General features: G+C 62.2%; 21 protein-coding genes. 13 read left to right on the forward strand and 8 right to left on the reverse strand.

All coding sequences use genetic code 11. The features are described from left to right. Positions 1-175 precede the first annotated feature (175 nt). Positions 176-1,510, reverse strand: coding sequence for an MFS transporter (locus tag OP494_RS14350; protein ID WP_280541782.1), 1,335 nt, complete (start codon positions 1,508-1,510; stop codon positions 176-178). A 158-nt stretch (positions 1,511-1,668) separates the two neighbouring features. On the opposite strand from OP494_RS14350, the gene nfsA reads away from it, so the two are divergent. After that, a complete protein-coding gene (gene nfsA / locus OP494_RS14355; RefSeq protein WP_280541784.1) occupies positions 1,669-2,400 on the forward strand; it encodes an oxygen-insensitive NADPH nitroreductase in 732 nt (243 codons plus the stop codon). 60 nt (positions 2,401-2,460) lie between these two features. Here nfsA and OP494_RS14360 read toward each other — a convergent pair whose 3' ends face one another. After that, positions 2,461-3,816 carry a PepSY domain-containing protein gene (locus OP494_RS14360; protein WP_280541786.1) on the reverse strand — a complete coding sequence of 452 codons (1,356 nt, stop codon included), beginning with the start codon at positions 3,814-3,816 and terminating at the stop codon, positions 2,461-2,463. Between the two features lie 114 nt (positions 3,817-3,930). After that, positions 3,931-4,302 (reverse strand): DUF2946 domain-containing protein, encoded by a 372-nt coding sequence (locus tag OP494_RS14365; protein ID WP_280541787.1) that lies wholly within the window; start codon positions 4,300-4,302, stop codon positions 3,931-3,933. 252 nt (positions 4,303-4,554) lie between these two features. On the opposite strand from OP494_RS14365, the gene OP494_RS14370 reads away from it, so the two are divergent. After that, positions 4,555-5,274, forward strand: coding sequence for an aspartate/glutamate racemase family protein (locus tag OP494_RS14370; protein WP_280541789.1), 720 nt, complete (start codon positions 4,555-4,557; stop codon positions 5,272-5,274). A 13-nt stretch (positions 5,275-5,287) separates the two neighbouring features. After that, entirely contained in the window at positions 5,288-5,638 is a 351-nt protein-coding gene (locus OP494_RS14375) for a DUF427 domain-containing protein (protein WP_280541790.1), read from the forward strand. Between the two features lie 88 nt (positions 5,639-5,726). Here OP494_RS14375 and OP494_RS14380 read toward each other — a convergent pair whose 3' ends face one another. After that, positions 5,727-6,287, reverse strand: coding sequence for a cupin domain-containing protein (locus tag OP494_RS14380; protein ID WP_280541791.1), 561 nt, complete (start codon positions 6,285-6,287; stop codon positions 5,727-5,729). Between the two features lie 102 nt (positions 6,288-6,389). Between OP494_RS14380 and rhtA the strand changes: the two genes are divergently transcribed. Further along, entirely contained in the window at positions 6,390-7,298 is a 909-nt protein-coding gene (gene rhtA / locus OP494_RS14385) for a threonine/homoserine exporter RhtA (protein WP_280541792.1), read from the forward strand. Between the two features lie 49 nt (positions 7,299-7,347). On the opposite strand, the gene ampC is transcribed toward rhtA, so the two are convergent. Further along, positions 7,348-8,514, reverse strand: a complete 1,167-nt coding sequence (gene ampC / locus OP494_RS14390) for a class C beta-lactamase (protein WP_280541793.1) — start codon at positions 8,512-8,514, stop codon at positions 7,348-7,350. Between the two features lie 160 nt (positions 8,515-8,674). Between ampC and folE2 the strand changes: the two genes are divergently transcribed. Next, positions 8,675-9,568: a GTP cyclohydrolase FolE2 gene (gene folE2, locus OP494_RS14395; RefSeq protein WP_280541794.1), complete on the forward strand. Its 894-nt coding sequence runs from the start codon at positions 8,675-8,677 to the stop codon at positions 9,566-9,568. Positions 9,569-9,634: 66 nt separating this feature from the next. On the opposite strand, the gene OP494_RS14400 is transcribed toward folE2, so the two are convergent. Further along, on the reverse strand, positions 9,635-10,468 hold the full coding sequence (locus OP494_RS14400; RefSeq protein ID WP_280541795.1) for a metal ABC transporter permease: 834 nt from the start codon (positions 10,466-10,468) through the stop codon (positions 9,635-9,637). Further along, positions 10,465-11,187, reverse strand: a complete 723-nt coding sequence (locus tag OP494_RS14405; protein WP_280541796.1) for a metal ABC transporter ATP-binding protein — start codon at positions 11,185-11,187, stop codon at positions 10,465-10,467. Before OP494_RS14405 ends, OP494_RS14400 begins: the two co-directional genes overlap by 4 nt. Before the next feature lie 146 nt (positions 11,188-11,333). On the opposite strand from OP494_RS14405, the gene OP494_RS14410 reads away from it, so the two are divergent. Continuing rightward, positions 11,334-12,311 (forward strand): zinc ABC transporter substrate-binding protein, encoded by a 978-nt coding sequence (locus tag OP494_RS14410; protein WP_280541798.1) that lies wholly within the window; start codon positions 11,334-11,336, stop codon positions 12,309-12,311. A gap of 112 nt (positions 12,312-12,423) precedes the next feature. Then, positions 12,424-13,134, forward strand: a complete 711-nt coding sequence (locus OP494_RS14415; RefSeq protein ID WP_280541800.1) for a metal-binding protein ZinT — start codon at positions 12,424-12,426, stop codon at positions 13,132-13,134. Positions 13,135-13,212: 78 nt separating this feature from the next. Here the strand turns inward: OP494_RS14415 and OP494_RS14420 are convergent, their stop codons facing one another. Further along, positions 13,213-14,091, reverse strand: coding sequence for a DMT family transporter (locus OP494_RS14420; protein ID WP_280541801.1), 879 nt, complete (start codon positions 14,089-14,091; stop codon positions 13,213-13,215). A 124-nt stretch (positions 14,092-14,215) separates the two neighbouring features. On the opposite strand from OP494_RS14420, the gene OP494_RS14425 reads away from it, so the two are divergent. The 6 genes from OP494_RS14425 to OP494_RS14450 all read left to right on the forward strand — a co-directional run bounded on the left by OP494_RS14425 (position 14,216) and on the right by OP494_RS14450 (position 18,718). Then, positions 14,216-15,112 carry a LysR substrate-binding domain-containing protein gene (locus OP494_RS14425; protein WP_280541803.1) on the forward strand — a complete coding sequence of 299 codons (897 nt, stop codon included), beginning with the start codon at positions 14,216-14,218 and terminating at the stop codon, positions 15,110-15,112. 83 nt (positions 15,113-15,195) lie between these two features. Then, a complete protein-coding gene (locus OP494_RS14430; RefSeq protein WP_280541804.1) occupies positions 15,196-15,723 on the forward strand; it encodes a C40 family peptidase in 528 nt (175 codons plus the stop codon). 121 nt (positions 15,724-15,844) lie between these two features. Further along, on the forward strand, positions 15,845-16,882 hold the full coding sequence (locus tag OP494_RS14435) for an ABC transporter substrate-binding protein (RefSeq protein WP_280541807.1): 1,038 nt from the start codon (positions 15,845-15,847) through the stop codon (positions 16,880-16,882). Continuing rightward, on the forward strand, positions 16,879-17,640 hold the full coding sequence (locus tag OP494_RS14440; protein ID WP_280541809.1) for an ABC transporter permease: 762 nt from the start codon (positions 16,879-16,881) through the stop codon (positions 17,638-17,640). The genes OP494_RS14435 and OP494_RS14440 overlap by 4 nt, the downstream gene beginning before the upstream one ends. Beyond that, positions 17,637-18,419, forward strand: coding sequence for an ABC transporter ATP-binding protein (locus tag OP494_RS14445; protein ID WP_280541812.1), 783 nt, complete (start codon positions 17,637-17,639; stop codon positions 18,417-18,419). Before OP494_RS14440 ends, OP494_RS14445 begins: the two co-directional genes overlap by 4 nt. Then, the gene (locus tag OP494_RS14450; protein ID WP_246894956.1) at positions 18,416-18,718 is read left to right on the forward strand and encodes a hypothetical protein; all 303 of its coding nucleotides are present in this window, start codon (positions 18,416-18,418) and stop codon (positions 18,716-18,718) included. The genes OP494_RS14445 and OP494_RS14450 overlap by 4 nt, the downstream gene beginning before the upstream one ends. The last annotated feature ends 103 nt before the right edge of the window (positions 18,719-18,821 follow it).

Genomic DNA, 18,821 nt, shown 5'->3' on the forward strand with positions numbered 1-18,821 from the left:
ATGGCACGAACGCGCGCTCGAACGGCTGTCGCCTCCCACGCTAGCGCCACGCTTATGTGGTGGGAGCCTAATTTAACATGGATAAAAGTGAAACGTGCCCCCGCGGCACCGGCGTTCTGTGAGGATTTGTTTCTGGCGAAGGGGCTAGGTCAGTCACTGTGCACACATTACTGTGTTACACCCTCGGCACTTCATCATCGGTCTCGGCTTCCGGTTCCGCCTCCATTTCCAGCGCCAGTTCCAGTTGCCCTTCTTCCTGCGCGGCTTCTTCGGTCCAGGCCGTGCCCAGCGGCGTGGTGTCGGAGGCGACCATCACGTAGTGGCCCTGCTCGGGCGATTCGCTAGTGGGGTAATATCGAATGCAGTAAAGCCCGAACAACACCATGACGATGTGCATGACGGCGAGGTCCCACAGGAAACCATCCGGCCCAAGCCATTCCATTAGCACGCCAGCGCTGGCCGGCCCCAAGATCGCGCCGATGCCCAACGCCAGGACGAGACTCGCGCTGGCCGCCACGGTCTGCTGGTCGGTGAGGAAGTCGTTGGCGCAGGCTAGAAAGATCGAGTAGAGCGTCAGCGTCGTCGCGCCCAACAATGCCCCGAGCAGAGTCAGTGCCAGGGGCGACCAGCCACTGACGAGGGCGCCGACCAGTGCCAGCAGCACCGCCACCAGAGCGACGCCGACGATCACCCACTGCCGGTCGGCCTTGTCGGAAAGCTTGCCCAGCGGCCACTGCAATATCGCGCCACCGAAGATGAACGCGCCCATGAAGACCGACACCTGCGCGATACTCAAGCCACTGTTAGTGGCGAATACGGCCCCCATGCCGAAGACCGCACCATTGGTGATGCCGGTCATGAAACAGCCCACCGTGCCTAACGGCGAGAGCCGATACAGCGCACGCAGGCTCATCGCCTCGGGTTGGCTGAGCTCGGGCTGCGGCGTGTAGCTGATCAAGATCGGCACCAGGGAGAGCGAGACCAGAATCGACACCAGCAGAAACAACGCCATGCCCGAAGGGTCGGCGCTACCGAGTAGCAGTTGCCCACCGCCCATGCCGAGATAACTGATCACCATATAGATCGCCAACAAACGCCCGCGCAGCCGGTTGGAGGCGTAGCCGTTCAGCCAGCTCTCGGCGACGACATAAAGGCCGGCATAGGTGAAACCGGTGACGAAACGCATCGCCGCCCACACCATGGGCTCGACGAACAAGGCGTGAATCAGAATCGCCACCGAGGTGATCGACGCCAGTGCCGCGAAGACCCGCACATGCCCGACCTCGCGCAGCTTGCGTGGCGTCAGCACCGAGCCGACCAGAAAGCCCACGAAGTAGGACGACATCACCAGCCCCGTGACCGTGTTGCCGAAATCAGCCGCCGAGGCCCGCACCCCGAGCAGCGAGCCCTGCAGGCCATTGCCCATCATCAAAAGCCCCACGCCGAGCAATAGCGTCCACAGGCTCCAGGCGGCAGACAACGTGGTGGGGCGAGCAGTCGCAGCCTTCATCGCGTCGATCCCTAGTCGGTGAGAGAACATTCCGCCCTTCAGGATAATACCCCATCCTGGCAAGAGATATGACGTACCGATGCGCCACCTAGTGAGAGACGGTCGGTATATGCGATACACTTATTAGGAAGCTAATCAAAACACCCACGCGAGGTTGCATGAACCCCGTCATCGAATTGCTCAACGAGCACCGCTCGATCCGTCGCTTTACCGAACGCAAGATCCCCCACGAACTGCTGCGGGAGCTCATTCAGGCTGGCCAGAGCGCCGCGACCTCAAGCCATGTGCAGGCCTACAGCGTCATCCACGTGAGGGATCCGGCCAATCGCGAGACCATCGCCGGCTTGGCGGGCGGACAGGATTACATCGCCACCTGTTCGGACTTCCTGGTGTTCTGCGCCGACATGAAGCGCCCCGCCGAGGCCGCCGAACGCGCCGGTGCCGATGCCACCCGCGGCATGACCGAGCAACTGCTGGTCGCCAGCGTGGATACCGCGCTCATGGCGCAGAACGTCGTCGTGGCCGCCGAGTCCGAGGGATTGGGTATCTGCTACATCGGCGGCATTCGCAACAATCCGCAAGCGTTGAGCGACCTGCTGCGCCTTCCCGAGCACGTCTATCCGGTCTTCGGCCTGAGCCTGGGTTATCCAGACCAGGCATCGGCGGTCAAACCCCGCCTGCCGGTCGAAGCCATCCTCAAGGAAGACTACTATCGCGACGATCAGCCCCACGTCGCCACCTTCGACGCCACCATGCGCGACTACTACCAGGCGCGCGGCAGTGCTCAGAAAGACACCACCTGGTCGCAGAACCTCACCCCGCTATTCGAGCACAAGGTGCGCCCGCACATGCGTGACTTCCTCGTCGAACGCGGTTTCGAGATGAAATAAGCCACCGTGCCCGCCCTCGTCTAACGCGGGCGGGCACGACTGATACCGGTAGACGCCTGGCTAGGTGGCCGCGACCGCACGCCGGGCACTGAACCGGCGCACCACTGCGTCCACCACCGCCATGACGATCATCGAGGCCCCCACCAGCGGGAAGATCACGCCGCCGATGGCGAGCAACGCCAGCACGCCGCGCAGTCGGCGGGGATCCTTGGGTTCGGGGGGAATCCCCAGCTTGCCGCTCGGCCGACGTTTCCACCACATCATGCCCGACGAGACGCACAGCAGCACGATCCCTGCGCAGGCCAGCGCCAGAATCAGCTGATTGGCAAGCCCATACTGCTGACCCATGTGGACGTTGATGCCCCATTCCAGCGACTTGCCCAGCGGGCCATAGTCGGCGTAGTTCATGTCCAGAAGCGGCTCGCCGCTGTACCGATCCAGATGCACGACACGCTGCCGCGAGAGATCGTCGGGGTAGATCGAACCGGTATAAACGCCACTCGGATCGCCCGGCAGGTTGACAGCATAGCCAGGGGCCAGCCCCAGATCATCGAATGCCGCCACCGCGCCATTCAGGCCGATGCCAGGCGCGCCCTCGCGTCCGGGCGTCGATTCCGGCAACCGCGCCTGCTCCAACGACCAGGGCGTCGTCTCGCGCTCCGCCAGCCGTTCGTCAGAGACCGGCACGTTGACGCGCACCCCATCCGGATAACCGAAATTGTGGCCATTGGCGAGTTCATTCACCTTGCCGCCCCACACCGTGGACCACGGCATGCCGGTCACGGCGAGAAAGAGAATGAAGCCCCCGACGAAGATGCCGGTGACGGCGTGCAGATCGCGCCAGAACATTCGCTTCGCCGGAGTCGCACGAACCGATATCACGCCGCCACGTCGACCACGCGGCCACCACAAGTAGAGCCCGGTCAACACCAGCAGGATCGACCAGCCACCGACGATCTCGATGATCAGGCTCGCCGTCTCGCCGAAATAGTTGAGGCTGTGGATGGTACGCACGATCCACATAACGCTGCCGCGATAAGGAATCGTGCCGGTGACCTCGCCGGTGTAAGGGTCGACGTAGACGGCTTGCTTGCCGTCGTCGGTGGTGATGTCGACCTCCGCAGCGAGATTGGACGCCGCCGGCGGCACGTAACGGAACGCTTCGCCTGAATGCGCCGCCACGGCGGCATCGAGCTGTTGCTGCGGCGCCACCGTCGGCGACGACTGCGCCTCGACGCGCACGATGTCCGCGTTGAGCCACTGATCGATCTCATCCTTGAAGAGGTAGAGCCCGCCGGTCACCGCCAACGAGATCAGAAAGGGAATCGCGATGAGCCCCGCGTAGAAATGCCAGCGCCAGACCGCCCGGTAGAGGTCGCTGGCGTCACGTGAAGAACGCGTAGAAGTACGAGACATGAAGCCCCCGAGTAGCGTGCCATGGCTACCGTTCGGTAGCCGAATCCATCCTGTGGCCGACGACTCCGGCACAGGCGCGGCGTGCAAACGCACCAAGTTCGGAGTCGAGACCGCTTATGCGTGATGGCACGCCAACGGGGGAGCGCGGGTCAGCGCGTTGGGGAAGGTGGTCGTCACGGCCTGGGAGGCAAGCACCCTCGGCACACGTGGCGCGCTGACGGCGGCGTTATCCACTATCGAGGCGGTGAAAGCCCCCTCGATAACCGGAAAATGGCCGAATAGGGAGCAGTAGGGGCACTGATCGTGCAGGCCGACCGATGTGACGTGACCGCCCCGCGAGTGATCACCGTGCCCGGCCTCGGCGTGCATCATCGCGTGCGCAGGCATCGCATCGTGCCGCAGGGAGGCACTGGCCTGCCCGACCACCGGGCCGCACACCACCAGCAGCATGGCGAATAAGCTCAGCCAGGCAGTGAAACGACGCATGGATGTACGCGGGGACAAAGGCATGGACTCGGCCGTGGGGTCGTCAGACGTATTCCATACTATCGCAGCCCTCTTTCCTACACAGCCGAATGATCGCGCGTGCCCACGGGTGGGGGCGAGGGCTCTTCACGCAACCCGGGCCAGAGACGGCCTGCAGCGTTATGATGCAAGATGGGGTGCGACAATCCGCCTCGTGGGTCGACCGCGCGTCGCGGCGCTTTATTTCGCTTTTTCACGCAAGGAGAGTTCATCATGCGCACCATCGGTTTACTCGGCGGTATGAGCTGGGAATCCACCGAGAGCTACTATCGCGCGCTGAATGAGGGCGTGAAGCAAGCCCTAGGGGGCTTGCACTCGGCGAAGGTGGCAATGGTGAGCGTCGATTTCGCCGAGATCGAGACCCTACAAAGCGAAGGGCGATGGGACGAAGCCGGAGAAGCGCTGGCGGAAGCCTCGCGTCAGATCGAACGCGCCGGGGCGGATTTCCTGCTGATCGCCACGAACACCATGCACAAGGTGGCGCCGCAGGTCGAAGCGGCCATCGACATCCCGCTGCTGCACATCGCTGACGCCACGGCCGAGCGATTGGTCGCCGATGGCATCACGCGGGTCGGGCTGCTCGGCACGCGCTTCACCATGGAACAGGACTTCTACAAGCAACGCCTGACCGAGCGCTTCGGCATCGAGGTGATCGTGCCGGAAGGCGCCCAGCGCGATCACATCCATCAGGTGATTTTCGAGGAGCTGTGCCTCGGGCGCATCGAATCCGCCTCGCGGGAGGCGTTTCTGGCCGTGATCGACGCGCTGCATGCCCAGGGCGCGCAGGCGGTGATTCTCGGCTGCACCGAAATCGCCATGCTGATCAAGGCAACCGACACCCATGTGCCGCTCTACGACACCACGGCACTGCATGCCGCGGCCGCCGTGAAACGCGCACTCGCTGGTTCCCCCTTGTCGGCAGACACTCAATAGCCTGGGAGGCCTCATGTCCGCGGACATCACGCAAGACCGCATCAGCCTGCACCCGCACACGCGTCGTGTCCGGGTATGGGCCGGCGACACGCTACTCGCCGACAGCACGCGCGCCGTCGAACTGCGCGAGCAAGGGTATCCCCCGCGCCAATACCTGCCCGAAAGCGACGTGCACATGGCGCAACTATTCTACTCCACCACCGTGACGCACTGCCCCTTCAAAGGCGACGCCACGTATTACAGCGTTGACGAGCATCCCGATGTCGCCTGGCAATACGCCAACCCGCTGGCGAATATGGCGGCAATTGCCGACCGGCTAGCATTCGATGACAGCGTGATGACGGTGCAGGTGGACGCCGGGTAAGCGGGCACGCGCGCATACCATCAGCCAGTCACGACGCTACGCAGATCGCCATTGGTACTTGGATCGGTACTTGAATGGATACTGGGCGTCAGTGCACCACGTTGCGGATGAAACGTAGCTGCCCCGCGCCCTCGTTGCGGTAACGGTGGGGCTGATCACAGGGATAGACGTGAAAGTCACCGGCCGCGATCGTCACCTCGCAGTCCTCGAGCTCCAGGGTCAGTGTCCCCTCGATCACCACCAGCATCTCATGCCAACCGGTGTCGTCGGCGGCCGACTCGTAGACCTCTCCCGGCTCAAGCGACCACGACCACAGTTCGACTTCCTGCCGCGCCGGCTTGCTCGCCAGTAGTCGCGCGCGACTGTCGGGATGCTTGCCCACCCAAGCGACTTCATCGATACGCGCCGAGTCCTCGCTGTCGGGTGGCTGAACCAGGGCGTAGAACAGCACGCCCAACGCTTCGGCGAGGCGATCCAGCGTGCTCAGACTGACGTTGACGTCGCCCTTCTCGATATTGACCAGCATACGCCGACTCACGCCGGCCTGATCCGCCAATGCCTGTTGGCTCAGCGCCGCTGCCAGTCGCAGACGCCTGACATTGGCCGCCACATGAACCAGCACGTCGGGACGCTCGTTAGACTTGTGCAATATATTGCCCATCCGTACAATCGCAGCTCTCGTCGAATGCCATCGGCACAGCACAGTGGCAGCTTCCGGCGAGTCATCATGCCGCACACGTAAGGAGGTGTCATGTCAGGGCGTATCATGTCAGTCGCCATGCGCGAGTTCTTCGCCAGGGTCTGGCCGGTGGCCATACTGATCGTGGCGATGTGCTCGATCCAGACCGGCGCCTCCATAGCCAAGTCTCTGTTTCCAGTCATCGGCGCCACCGGAACGACGTCAATCCGCCTGATTCTCGCCGCGCTTATACTGCTGATCGTCATGCGTCCCTGGCGCCAACGATTCAGTCGCCGCGCCTGGAAGTCGACCGTGATCTACGGCGTCGCCCTGGGCGTCATGAACCTGCTCTTCTACCAGGCGCTGCAGACGGTGCCGCTGGGGATCGCGGTGGCGTTGGAGTTCACCGGGCCGCTGACGGTGGCGATGCTCTCCTCACGACGCTGGCTGGATCTGCTGTGGGTGGCATTCGCCGTACTCGGCCTGACGTTCCTTCTGCTGTTGGGCGACGACCGCAATGGTCCGATAGACCCTTACGGTGCGGCTTGTGCGCTAGGCGCCGGCGTTTGCTGGGCGCTTTATATCCTGTTCGGCCAGAAGGCCGGCTCAGTCAATGGCGCTCAAAGCGCCACGCTGGGCATTACCATTGCGGCGGTGGTGATCGCCCCTGTCGGGCTGATCGACGTCGGCTCGGCGATTTTTGCCCCGGAAGTACTACCGCTGGCACTCGCCGTCGCCGTGCTTTCCACCGCCCTGCCCTACACGCTCGAAATGGTGGCGCTGCCGCGCCTGCCGACCCAGACCTTCGGCACGCTGATGAGTCTGGAACCGGCGATCGGCGCGCTCTCCGGCCTGCTGTTCCTGAGCCAGCTTTTGAGTGGCCTGCAGTGGCTGGCCATCGGCCTGATCATCGTCGCCTCGATCGGCACCACGCTGACGGTGCGCCGGCGCGACACCTTCGAGACCCCGGCACCGGACTGAGGGGCCGGTCCGTTTGGGGTCGCTTCAAGGCCCAGCGGCCCCTCATGCCCTACGGCGTATCGAGGACCCCGAGACCGGACAGGATGCGGTAGGCCGCCTCGACGCGCGCATCGTTGGGATAGTTCTTGTTGGCCAGCATCACAAGCCCCGTCTGCTCGCCGGGAAGCATCACGATGTAGCCGCCGAAGCCGTTGGTGGAGCCGGTTTTGTTGATCCAGACGTCGTCGCGAGGTGCTTGCGGCGGCGCGATTGCCTCGGCCACATTGGGTTCGAGGATCATGTCGTAACCGTTACCGGCGAGAAGCGTGTCGAGCGCAACGGGGAGCGGATACTGCTCCCAGATCAGATTTTGCGTCATGTCGCCAACCCGATAATAACCCTGGCGGGTGGCGTCGATGGCCTGCTGGAGCTCGGCGTCGACATCCGCGAGATGCAGGTTGGCTCGTACCAGTTTGGCCAGGTCGCCGACCGTCGTCTTGATGCCGTAGGCTTCGTCGTCGAGCACGCCGGGCGAGACACGGATCGGCTCGCCGCCCTTGGCCTCGCCCATGGCGTAATGCGCCATTTGATCGTCGGGAACCTCGTACCAGGTATGCTGCAATCCCAACGGTTCCAGCACATGCGAACGCATTGCCGGCACGAACTCGCTATCCAGACTCGCCGCCGTCTCCAGCCCCAACAGGCCGATCCCCAGATTGGAGTAGGTGCGGACTTCGCCCATCGTTTCCGGCGGTTGCCACTGGCGGAACCAGTTCATCAGCGACGCGCGGTCGGTGACTTCATCCGGTACGAACAGCGGCAGCCCGCCGGTGGTATGCGTGCCGAGGTTAAGGCCGCTGATTTCATCGAAGGCACTGCCCTCGAGTTCGGGGAGATAACGGCTGACGGGCGCCTCGAGGTCGAGCTCGCCCTGAGTGGCGGTCTGGGAAGCGAGTGTCGCGGTGAACGTCTTGCTCAGCGAGCCAATCTCGAACAGGGTCTCGTTATCGACCGCTGCACCTGTTTCGCGGTCGGCGACACCGTAATGGGCAATCGTCGTGCCCCTTGGCCCGACGAGAGCGACCGCCATGCCGAGGATCTGCTGCGCCTCCATCAAGGATTCGACGATCGGGTCGAGCACCTCGCGAACCTGCTTGTTCGATGCCTCGTCCTGCGCCAGCGCCGCGCCACTTCCCGTCAGTAACGTCAGCGATACTCCCAGCAGCCATCCTTTCATTGCGCTTCCTGCTCCCATATCGATAAGCCAAATTCCTGAACCGGTATCATGCTTCAAAAGCATGGTCGCTGGAATGCTTGGGCTACAAATATGTTATGATATAACATATTTTAATCACCAAAACGCTACACCTGCCTGGGACTGATGGATGCAATCGACGATGAATGAGCCTCAATTAAGTGATGTGGCCAGCGGCTTGGCATCACAAGATGGCACGCTTGCCTGGGTCGGCATGGAGAATATTGACGTGCCGGTCCGTCTAGCGGGCCAGCCTCTCAATGGCAAGGTAGCGGCCGGCGTTTCACTGGACGCCGCCGCGCGTGGCATTCACATGTCACGCCTTTATCTGGCATTGGAGGCCCTGGAGCATCAGGAGATAACGCTATCGCGTGTCAACGCGGTATTGCAGCGCTTCCTGGATAGCCATGACGATTTATCCAATACCGCCTTTCTCGATCTGAGCGGTGACGTCTTGATCAAACGCCCTGCCCTGATCAGCCCGCGCGCCGGCTGGAAGGCGTACCCCTTTACGTTGCGTTGCCGGCAAGATGCCCACGGCATGCAAGCCATCCTCGATATGACGATCGGCTATTCCTCGACCTGCCCTTGCTCGGCGGCCTTGGCACGCCAGTTGATCCAGCAGGCTTTCGATGAGGATTTCACGGACACGCTCGTCAATCATGAAGCCGTCAAGGAGTGGCTGGGCAGTGAGCAAGGCATTCTGGCCACGCCGCACAGCCAACGCAGCCAGGCGCATCTGTCGCTGCGTCTGACCGACGGCCTCGATACGCTCCCCATGGAGGTACTGATCGATAGCGTCGAAAATGCACTGGGCACCGCCTTGCAGACGGCGGTCAAGCGCGTCGACGAACAGGCCTTCGCCCTGGCCAACGGCCAGAACTTGATGTTCTGCGAGGATGCGGCACGCCGCATTCAACACGCCCTACGAGAGCACGCAAACGTCTGCGGTTTTAAAGCCCGCATCGTGCATGCCGAAAGTCTGCATGCCCATGACGCGGTCGCGCGCACGGAATGGAACTGGACGCCGGCCTGAGCATCGCGACGGCCAACGACTGCGGCGTTTCGAATCCGCCATCCAGACGATGGCGGATTCGGTATTTTACGATGGCCGCTCCGGGCGAGATGCCATGATGCGTAACGCGGTGCGCCCGACAGACGCGATCACACTGGCCAAGGCAAACAGTGCGGCGGCAAGACTCACGATGGTGGGCCCCGTCGGCGTATCGAACCAGTAGGCCGTTTGCAAACCGCCGATAGCAGCCGCGACACCGATCATAGCCGCCACTAGCACCATGCTTTCCGGCGTCCGGCTGAGCGTGCGTGCCGCCGCCGCGGGAATGATCAACAAGGCAGCGATCAGCAAGACCCCTACGACCTTCAAGGCAACGGCCACCACAATGGCCAGCGACAACGTGAGAATGAGCTGTTCGCGCTGCGGGTCGATGCCACTGGCATGGGCCAGATCCGCATTGAGCGTCGCGGTCAGCAGGCGCGACCAGCGCCACCCCATCAACGCCATGACCAGCGCCGCGCCTCCCCAGATGACGGCAAGATCGGCCTTACCGACGGCGAGGATATCGCCGAACAGGTAGGCCATCAGATCGAGACGCACGCCGGAAACGAAGGACACTGCCACCAAGCCCAATGCCAGCGACGAATGTGCCATGACTCCCAGCAGCGTATCCATGGCATACCCCTTACCGCTCAGCAGCGACACGATCGTGGCCATGAGCAACGATACCACCAGGACACCGGCGAAAATCGACATCGACATCAACAGGGCAAGCGCGACGCCCAGGATGGCCGCATGCGCGGTCGCATCACCGAAAAAGGCCATGCGCCGCCACACGACAAAACAACCCAACGGCGCGGCCGCCAAGGCAACGCCCACGCCGGCCAGGGTGGCACGTACCAGGAAGTCATCGAATATCACGGGGACATCTCCAAGGAGGGAGGAGAATGGTGGTGGCGGTATAGCGCCAAGGCATCTTCATCATCGAGGCCGAACATGGCGCGATATTCCGGCGAGGCGGCAACCCGCTCCGGCGCACCTGCGCAACAAATGGAACGATTCAGACACACCACACGATCCGAGGCCCGCATCACGACATGTAGCTCGTGGCTGACCATCAGGACGGCGCATCCCAATTCTTGGCGTACTCGCTCGATTTGGCGATAGAAGTCAGCCATTCCCTGCTGATCGAGCCCCTGGGTCGCTTCATCAAGAATCAATAAATCGGGAGACGAAAGCAAAGCACGCGCCAGCAGAACGCGCTGAAACTGTCCGCCCGAGAGGTCGCTAATCTGGCTACTGGCCTGCTGAGTGACGCCCGCGCGTTCGAGCGCTGTATCGATCTCGTGCGTCGGCCGCCGTCGCGGGAGTCGCATCAATCTCGACACTGTCATCGGCAACGTCGCATCGAGGTGCAAACGTTGCGGCACATAGCCAATGACCATGCCCGGCGACTTGTCGATACAGCCCCGTTGCGGCGCCAATGCCCCAATAATGCTTTTCAGCAAGGTGGTTTTGCCCGAACCATTGGGCCCGACGATGGTGACGATTTCGCCTCGATCGAGGTCAAGGTGGATATCTTCCAATACGGGGTGGCCACCGAGAGCGAGATCCAGCCCAGCTATCGATAACAGTCTCATGGGGATTCCGTATACATGCGTCGTTACTCCACGAATGGATGACTCCACGGATGGAAGAGAAGGGTTGCTCCTTGTGCGGATAAATATGTTATAACATAACATATTGGTGTTCAATACTCGCTCACACATGCTTGGAGAACCGTTAGATGCCTCGTTTCAGTCCCTACTTGGCGGCACTACTCATGTCGCCGGCCGCCGCTTCCGCCGCCGTCCCGTCCGTCGCAGTGGACATACCGCCGGTCTATTCACTGGTCGACCGCGTCATGGGAGATCTGGGCTCTCCGGACCTGCTGATTCAGCAGGGCGCCTCACCGCACCGTTACGCCATGCGCCCCTCGGAAGCCGAAGCGCTCGAGAACGCCGATGCCGTTTTCTGGATCGGCGAGGACCTGACCCCGTGGCTGACGCATTCCATGGACACCCTGGGTGACGACGCCCTCAGTGTCGAACTGATGGACTTGCCCGAAACGCAGACACTCGAATACCGCCAGGGCGCCACCTTCGAAGCGCATCATCATGGTCATGGCGGACACGACCACGACCACGACCACGACCACGACCACGACCACGACCACGACCATCAGCATGATCACGCCCATGACGGGTTGAATCCCCATGTCTGGCTCGATCCCGAAAATGCACAGGCCTGGCTGGACGTCATTGCCGACTCCCTGGCCCAGCTCGATCCGGCACATGCGTCCACTTACCGGGAAAACGCACGCCTTGGCAAAGACGAGCTAAAAACTCTGACAAAAGCGCTGCAACAGCAGCTCGCCAACGCCCGCGATGCCCATTTCATCGTCTTTCACGATGCCTACCAGTATTTCGAGAACCGTTTCGATGTGTCGGCAGCAGGGGCGATTTCACTCAGGGATGCACGCAAGCCCAGCCCGTCTCGCATTCAGGAGCTCCACGCACTCGTCGAGAAGCACGACATCGACTGCGTGTTCAGCGAACCTCAATACAACCCGGAACTGGTGAAAAGCGTATTCGGCGATACCGACGTGAACACATCCATCGTGATCGATCCCCTGGGCACCGACCTCACGCTGGGGAGCGAACTTTACTCACAGCTGCTGCACCAGCTTGCCGATGCCGTCTCACAGTGCGCTCATCCTGACTGATAGAAGCGCGACCGTTTGTCTCGCGGCGTCTTGCGTAGCGCCACTAATAGATATGTTATAACATATTTTTCGATTTCATTAGATCAACACTCATTCACACAAGGAAATCACGATGCGTCACTCTTCAGCCCATGCCGCCCTCGCGCTAGGCCTGCTATCGCTGGCGAGCGTTCCGCTTGCCGTCGCGCAGCAGGACACCCACGACCACCATGCACATGAGCACGGCCACGAGCACGAACATGGTCATAGCCACGATCACGACCATTCCCATAATCATCATCACGACAGCGACATCTACGCCGGCTACTTCGATGACAGCCAGGTAGAAGATCGCGCGCTGTCGGATTGGGAAGGCGACTGGCAGTCAGTGTATCCCTACCTCAAGGACGGCACGCTCGATGAGGTCTTCGCCCACAAGGCCACGCAAAACGACGACAAGACGGCTGCCGATTACAAGCAGTACTACACGACCGGTTATCGCACGGGTGTCGACCGCATCGTGATCGAAGGCGATCAGGTCTCATTCTACGATGACGGCGATAAACGCACGGGGGAATACACCTACGACGGCTATGAAATCCTCACTTACGAGGCCGGCAATCGCGGCGTGCGCTATATCTTCGAACGCGACGGTGGCAGTGCCGACGCACCGCGCTACATCCAGTTCAGCGATCACGCCATTTACCCCACCGATGCCGATCACTATCACCTTTACTGGGGCGATGACCGCGCCGCCCTGCTGGACGAGGTCACGAACTGGCCGACCTACTACCCCGCCGACCTGGATGGCGACGCCATCGTGCATGAAATGATGGCGCATTGACGCTGACATCCCAAAACGCACGCAAAAGCCGCCCTTCACAAAAGGGCGGCTTCGTTTAACCATTAACTTCACAAACCGCTAAGCCACCTCTTCTCTACGACTTTTCATCTGTGTAATCGCTGCGCTTCCCAGTACGCCGATGAAGGCAATGACCAGCGGCACGCTAAAGGCGGCGCGTCCCACCAGGATCAGAAACAAGGAAGAGATGATGGGCACGAAATACGTCAACACGCCCAACAGCGTGGAAGAACTGCGTAGCAGGGCGTAGCCCCAGGTAATAAAGGCCAGTCCGTATGGGCCGACACCGATGAGCGCCGCTACCGCCCAGTCCATGACGGTCGTGTGTTCGGGGGCGGTTTCGAATAGACGGTGCAGTCCCCAGGAGGCAACCGCAGCGCCGGCAAACAAATATTTGTATTCGACCCAGGACAATGCAGCGCGCCCCCGCAGATAGAGCGAGAACATGATCCAGGAGACGCCAGCGGCAACGCCTTGTGCATAACCAAGTGTCGAGGTCGGCTCTCCCTGGCCGTTCGAGAGCACCAGCGGGATCAGGCCCGAAAACGCCACGGCCGACCCCAGTAAGGTACGCGCCCTGAGCCCACGCCCGGCCAGCACGTCCGCCACGAGCATGAAACCCAGTGGCCAGAGATAGGTCACGAGAGTGATCTTCGCCGGATCGCCCTTCCCCAGCGCCGAGAAGTAGAAATACAGCGCCCCCGTCAGGCCGCCGATTCCCATCAGCCAGAACTTCCAGTCACGATACGACGTCGCCCCGGTCGCCGCGCCGCCTCGCTGCCCGACGCCTTGCGCCATCAGGGCCGCCGCGCCCATGGCCACCGCTGCCGTCAACATCGGCGGCAAATTGATCAAATCGCGCAATACCGGAAGACTTGCCCAGAGCGTTACCGTCAAGAGTCCTGCCAATAAACCGGCTGATGTACGTGTGTTGGCCATTGGCCCGCTCCCGTGCGTAACGAATAGACGTTAGTTGTATGCGACGCGAGCAGTCTGGGGCAGGATGAATTATCATGGAAACGAAGACTTACGATATTTCGATCATGATTCGTGATGATACTGAATGGCTAACTTTCGTCCTTTAGATCTGGTGGTGCTCAATACCTTTGTGGCGGTCGTGGATAAGGGAGGATTTACCGCCGCGGCGGATACCCTGCATCTCGCTCAATCGACCGTGAGTGCGCACCTGAAGCGCCTGGAAGAAACCTTCGGACAGCCCTTGTTGCAGCGCGGGCGGAAAGCGCCGATCCCCACGCCGGCTGGGGAGCGCCTGCTCTCTCACGCGCGGCAGATGCTGCGCCAAAACGCGCTCGCCTGGCAGGATGTCAGCGCTCAACGGCTGGATGGCGTGGTGCGACTGGGTATTCCCGACGATTACGTGATCTACCTGCCCGAGGCGCTGTCCGAGTTCGAGTCCCAATATCCGGGAGTCGAATTGCAAGTGGACTGCGGGCTGAGCGTGGACTTGGTGCAGAGCGTCCGCGCGGGTAGCTTGGACCTGGCAATCACCACCCGCCAGCCCAAGAGCCCTGGCGGAGAAGTGCTGTGTCAGGAGCCCACGGTGTGGGCGGGCGCGACCGGGCATGACACCCAACGCCGCACCCCACTGCCCCTGGCGGTCTCCAAGGATGGAGCCTGCATCTTCAGGGAGCGCGCCCTGGCGGCGCTCGACGCCATGGGTATCCCCTGGCGAATCGCCTACACCAGTGCCAGCCTTTCCGGTCTCACGGCGGCGATGCGCGCGGGGCTGGCGATAACGGTGCTCACGCCTTCCATGCTGGGTGCCGGTCTGCGCGTCATCGGCAGCGACGAGGGCCTGCCCGAGTTGCCCATGATCGAGATCGCCCTGCACCACAGACCCGGTTGCCCCAACGAGGCGACACGCCAACTCGCTCTGAGCCTGCAGACCCACATTCAGGCCCGGTCAACGGTCGGCCTTAACAAAACAGCGCCAGCATGAGCCGGCTCTCTCGCACCCATAGCATCCTTGGCTACATTGCTGGCATTCTGGTCGCTCATCACATATCGCCTGAAGGAGTTCGCATGGGGCGTTACCCAGCCTATTTAGCGTCTATTGGGGGGCTTGCGCCGCGTATGCGCGCAGCGCTGGCGCTACTCGTGTGTCTGCTCGTCCTGGCGGGGTGTTCGTCGAGCCAGCGCATCGAGACGCACGATCCCGGCCCGACCACGGCGGAGGGTCTCTCCATTGAACGGGCGTTGATCATTTCCAACGCCAAGCAAGCGCTGGGCACACCTTATAAATGGGGCGGTAATTCGCTGGAGAGTGGCGTGGATTGTTCCGGGCTGGTGCAAGTGGCGTATCGCGCGGCGGGTATCGACGTGCCGCGTACCTCCAATCAGCAGTACCAAACGCTCGATCATCGCAAGCAGGCGCGCCCCGGGGATCTGCTGTTCTTCGGCGCGGGGGACCGCGCCACCCACGTGGGAATTTATCTGGGTGACCGGCGCATGATCCATGCGCCCGGCAGCGGCCGCGAGGTGACGGTGTCCTCGCTGGATATCCGCTACTGGCGCAAGCACTACTTGGGGGCGGCCGGACCAGCGCCGTGAGCAAACCATACAGTGGGAAAGCCCGCATATATTTATAACCAAATCGTTACTCGGGGCTTTTTCGTTATTCCCAGCAAGTCGCTATAGTGGCGAGCCTATCGCTTACCGCCGGAGACTCGCCATGCGACGACTATTTCATTGGATCGGCGCACTTGCACTGACTGCCGTGTTGCCGAGCGCTGCCTTGGCCCAAAACGACGAGACGACGACTCTTGAGGTCGGCTACATGCCTATTCTGCCGGTCGCCCAGTTGTTCGTCATGGAAGGCGCCGGCTGGACTGACGAGGCGGGGCTGGATCTTGAGCTAACGCGCTTCTCCAGCGGCCCCGCCATGGTTCAAGCAATGGCGTCGGGCAAGCTCGATGTGATGAACGTCGGCATTGGCCCAGCCATGGTCGCCCGCGCTACCGGGGTGCCCATCAAGGTACTGGCCGCCAGCATTCAGGAACAGATCGGACTGATCGCCCGTGGCGACTTTGCCGCAGCCTTCGATGGCAATGACCCGGCGGCGGCCATCGCCCACTTCACCGAAACGCAGGGCCGCAAGCCCAAGATCGCCACCTTCCCCAACGGCTCGGTGCCCTACACCGTACTGCGCTACTGGCTGGAAGAGCAGGTCGGGGTCGACGCGGACGCAGTGGATATCGTCACCATGGGGGCCTCGCGGGTTCAGCAATCGCTGCTGGCCGGTGCAGTGGACGCCGCCTCGACCCTCGAGCCGATCCTCAGCGTGGTGCAACAGCGTGACCCCGACGCGCGGGTCGTCGCGCGCGGCGGCGACATGCTGCCCCATCAGCCCGGTGCCGTACTGGCAGTGCGCGAGTCTGCGCTGAAGGCGCACCCCGAGGCAATCCGCAAGCTCGTCGCACAGCACATACGCGCAACCGATATGCTCGAGAACGATCCCGCACAGGCCGCACCGTACGTGCGCGAATTCGTCGGCAAGCGACTCATCGACGAGGAAACTGTCAAGACGGCGTTGTCCTCGCCGTCGTCCAACTACCTGGCCGATCCGCATGCTATCACCGATGCCACACGCATAATGGCCGACTTCCAGCAACGCATCGGCACGCTGAAAAAGCCAGTCGACGTCGACGCGCTATTCGATACCTCGGTTTATGATGCGGTGATGACCTCGTCGGAGAACCCGGCACCATGACGCGTCACGCACGCCACCGACGTACTCTAGTCAGTGCCGTCAGCCTCACCGCTCTCGTGGCGCTCTGGGAAATCGCCCTGCGCATGGGCTGGCTCCCCAGTAACCTGGTGCCCCTGCCCTCCTCGATTCCCGGCATACTGTGGGCGGAAGTTCAGGATGGCATCTGGCTCGACGTCGTGTTGTCCAGCCTCTCTCACTACAGCATCGGCCTGGTCATCGGCTCAGTGCTGGGGATTGCGGTCGGCATGGCCGCAGCCTTGCTACCGTGGTTCGACGCCGCGCATAGCTGGCTGGCACGACTACTGCGACCAATCCCGCCACTGGCGTGGATTCCGTTCGCGATCATCTGGTTCGGTGTGACCGAAACCGCCGCCGCCTTCATCATCAGTATCGGCGTGTTCTGGATCAACTACTTCACCAGCTACAGCGCGGTACGCGCCATCGACGACGGCTACTACGAGGTCGCCCGGGCCTTCGGCCAGGGCGGTTTCACCGCGCGACTGACCAAGATCAGCCTGCCGGCGGCGGCGCCAGGTATTCTCGGGGGATTGCGTGCTGGCCTGGGCCAGGGCTGGATGACAGTGGTCGCCGCCGAGCTGTTCGGCATTCCCGGCATCGGCCAGCGCATGATGGAAGCCTCGGGCCTGCTCGCCACCGATGTGGTGGTGGTCTATATGCTGACCATCGCCGCGCTCTACGCCCTGTTCGACTTCCTGTTCATGCGCATTCAGCGGAGGGTTCTACGGTGGCAGCAATGAATGACGCATCCGCGCCCGTCCTGACGGCACGCGGTGTCCGCCTGGGCTTTGCCGACGACGTCGTGCTCGACGACATCGACCTCGACGTGGCACCGCGCGAATTCGTGGCCATGGTTGGTGCCTCGGGTGTCGGCAAGTCCACCCTGCTACGTGCTTTCGCCGGCCTGCTGACCCCACTGCGCGGCGACGTTCACCTCTCCACCGCCGATGCACCGGCGAGCCGTACCTGGTCGATGGTCTTCCAAGCACCGAGACTATTTCCTTGGCGGCGCGTACGCGCCAATGTCGAGCTGGGTCTAGAGGGATTGGGGTTATCGCGCGACGAGCGTCGTGCTCGGGCCTTGGAGCCTCTTTCGCTGGTAGGGCTCGAGGAGCTCGCCGAACGCTGGCCACGCACACTTTCCGGCGGCCAGCAGCAACGCGTGGGAATTGCCCGAGCACTGGCAGTGAAGCCACGGATCCTGTTCATGGACGAGCCATTCTCGGCGCTTGACGCCCTGACCCGCCAGCGCCTGCAGGGCGAGCTCACCGAACTGCGCCAGCGTAGCGACGCAGCGATCGTCTTCGTCACCCACGACATCGAGGAAGCCGTACTGCTCGCCGACCGCGTCGTGGTTCTGGCCCAACCCGGAAACGGCAAACCCGCCGGGGTGCGTGATATCGTCGCCATCGACCTGGCGCTCGCCCAACGCCGCGAGCAAAGCGGTTTCCGCGATCATGTGCAGCGCCTGGAACGTCATATCGGTGTTGCTACCACTCCCGAGGAGAAGACCTCATGAGCTCCCTGCATGTCGTGCTGCATGCCCCCACCGCCGACGGCCTCGCCCGCGCACGGCGCAACGCCCTCAACTTGGTCAAGGCTCGTCCTGAGGCCGAGGTGCTGATCGTGGCCAACGGCGCTGCCGTGGTCGCCGCATTGGAAACTCCCGACCCCGCCAGCGATACCTGGCTACGACTTTGCCGCAATACCCTGGTCGCCCAAAATCTGAGCAATACCGCTGGCCTCAAGGAAATTGAAGCCGCTGTAGTCACGCTTGCCGAGTTACAGGCGCAGGGCTGGGCCTATATCCGTGCTTGATTCGTGACGCGGCCCCTTGTGTTGGTCGCCACGCGTCACCATGTGATGGAGAGAGGGCGCGGGAAGCGCCACGCATGGGCAAATACCCAAGACGCATTTGCTT

It is taken from the genome of Chromohalobacter sp. 11-W (assembly GCF_029889905.1).
GTDB lineage: Bacteria > Pseudomonadota > Gammaproteobacteria > Pseudomonadales > Halomonadaceae > Chromohalobacter.

Excerpts from the sequence above, each read along its gene's own strand:
- OP494_RS14435 (WP_280541807.1), top strand. The coding sequence starts at position 15,845 with ATGCGACGACTATTTCATTGGATCGGCGCACTTGCACTGACTGCCGTG.
- OP494_RS14405 (WP_280541796.1), bottom strand. The coding sequence starts at position 11,187 with ATGAGACTGTTATCGATAGCTGGGCTGGATCTCGCTCTCGGTGGCCAC.
- nfsA (WP_280541784.1), top strand. The coding sequence starts at position 1,669 with ATGAACCCCGTCATCGAATTGCTCAACGAGCACCGCTCGATCCGTCGC.
- OP494_RS14445 (WP_280541812.1), top strand. The coding sequence starts at position 17,637 with ATGAATGACGCATCCGCGCCCGTCCTGACGGCACGCGGTGTCCGCCTG.
- OP494_RS14410 (WP_280541798.1), top strand. The coding sequence starts at position 11,334 with ATGCCTCGTTTCAGTCCCTACTTGGCGGCACTACTCATGTCGCCGGCC.
- rhtA (WP_280541792.1), top strand. The coding sequence starts at position 6,390 with ATGTCAGGGCGTATCATGTCAGTCGCCATGCGCGAGTTCTTCGCCAGG.
- OP494_RS14365 (WP_280541787.1), bottom strand. The coding sequence starts at position 4,302 with ATGCGTCGTTTCACTGCCTGGCTGAGCTTATTCGCCATGCTGCTGGTG.
- OP494_RS14350 (WP_280541782.1), bottom strand. The coding sequence starts at position 1,510 with ATGAAGGCTGCGACTGCTCGCCCCACCACGTTGTCTGCCGCCTGGAGC.
- OP494_RS14425 (WP_280541803.1), top strand. The coding sequence starts at position 14,216 with ATGGCTAACTTTCGTCCTTTAGATCTGGTGGTGCTCAATACCTTTGTG.
- OP494_RS14415 (WP_280541800.1), top strand. The coding sequence starts at position 12,424 with ATGCGTCACTCTTCAGCCCATGCCGCCCTCGCGCTAGGCCTGCTATCG.
- OP494_RS14375 (WP_280541790.1), top strand. The coding sequence starts at position 5,288 with ATGTCCGCGGACATCACGCAAGACCGCATCAGCCTGCACCCGCACACG.
- OP494_RS14450 (WP_246894956.1), top strand. The coding sequence starts at position 18,416 with ATGAGCTCCCTGCATGTCGTGCTGCATGCCCCCACCGCCGACGGCCTC.
- OP494_RS14360 (WP_280541786.1), bottom strand. The coding sequence starts at position 3,816 with ATGTCTCGTACTTCTACGCGTTCTTCACGTGACGCCAGCGACCTCTAC.
- OP494_RS14420 (WP_280541801.1), bottom strand. The coding sequence starts at position 14,091 with ATGGCCAACACACGTACATCAGCCGGTTTATTGGCAGGACTCTTGACG.
- OP494_RS14370 (WP_280541789.1), top strand. The coding sequence starts at position 4,555 with ATGCGCACCATCGGTTTACTCGGCGGTATGAGCTGGGAATCCACCGAG.
- OP494_RS14440 (WP_280541809.1), top strand. The coding sequence starts at position 16,879 with ATGACGCGTCACGCACGCCACCGACGTACTCTAGTCAGTGCCGTCAGC.
- OP494_RS14430 (WP_280541804.1), top strand. The coding sequence starts at position 15,196 with ATGGGGCGTTACCCAGCCTATTTAGCGTCTATTGGGGGGCTTGCGCCG.
- folE2 (WP_280541794.1), top strand. The coding sequence starts at position 8,675 with ATGAATGAGCCTCAATTAAGTGATGTGGCCAGCGGCTTGGCATCACAA.
- ampC (WP_280541793.1), bottom strand. The coding sequence starts at position 8,514 with ATGAAAGGATGGCTGCTGGGAGTATCGCTGACGTTACTGACGGGAAGT.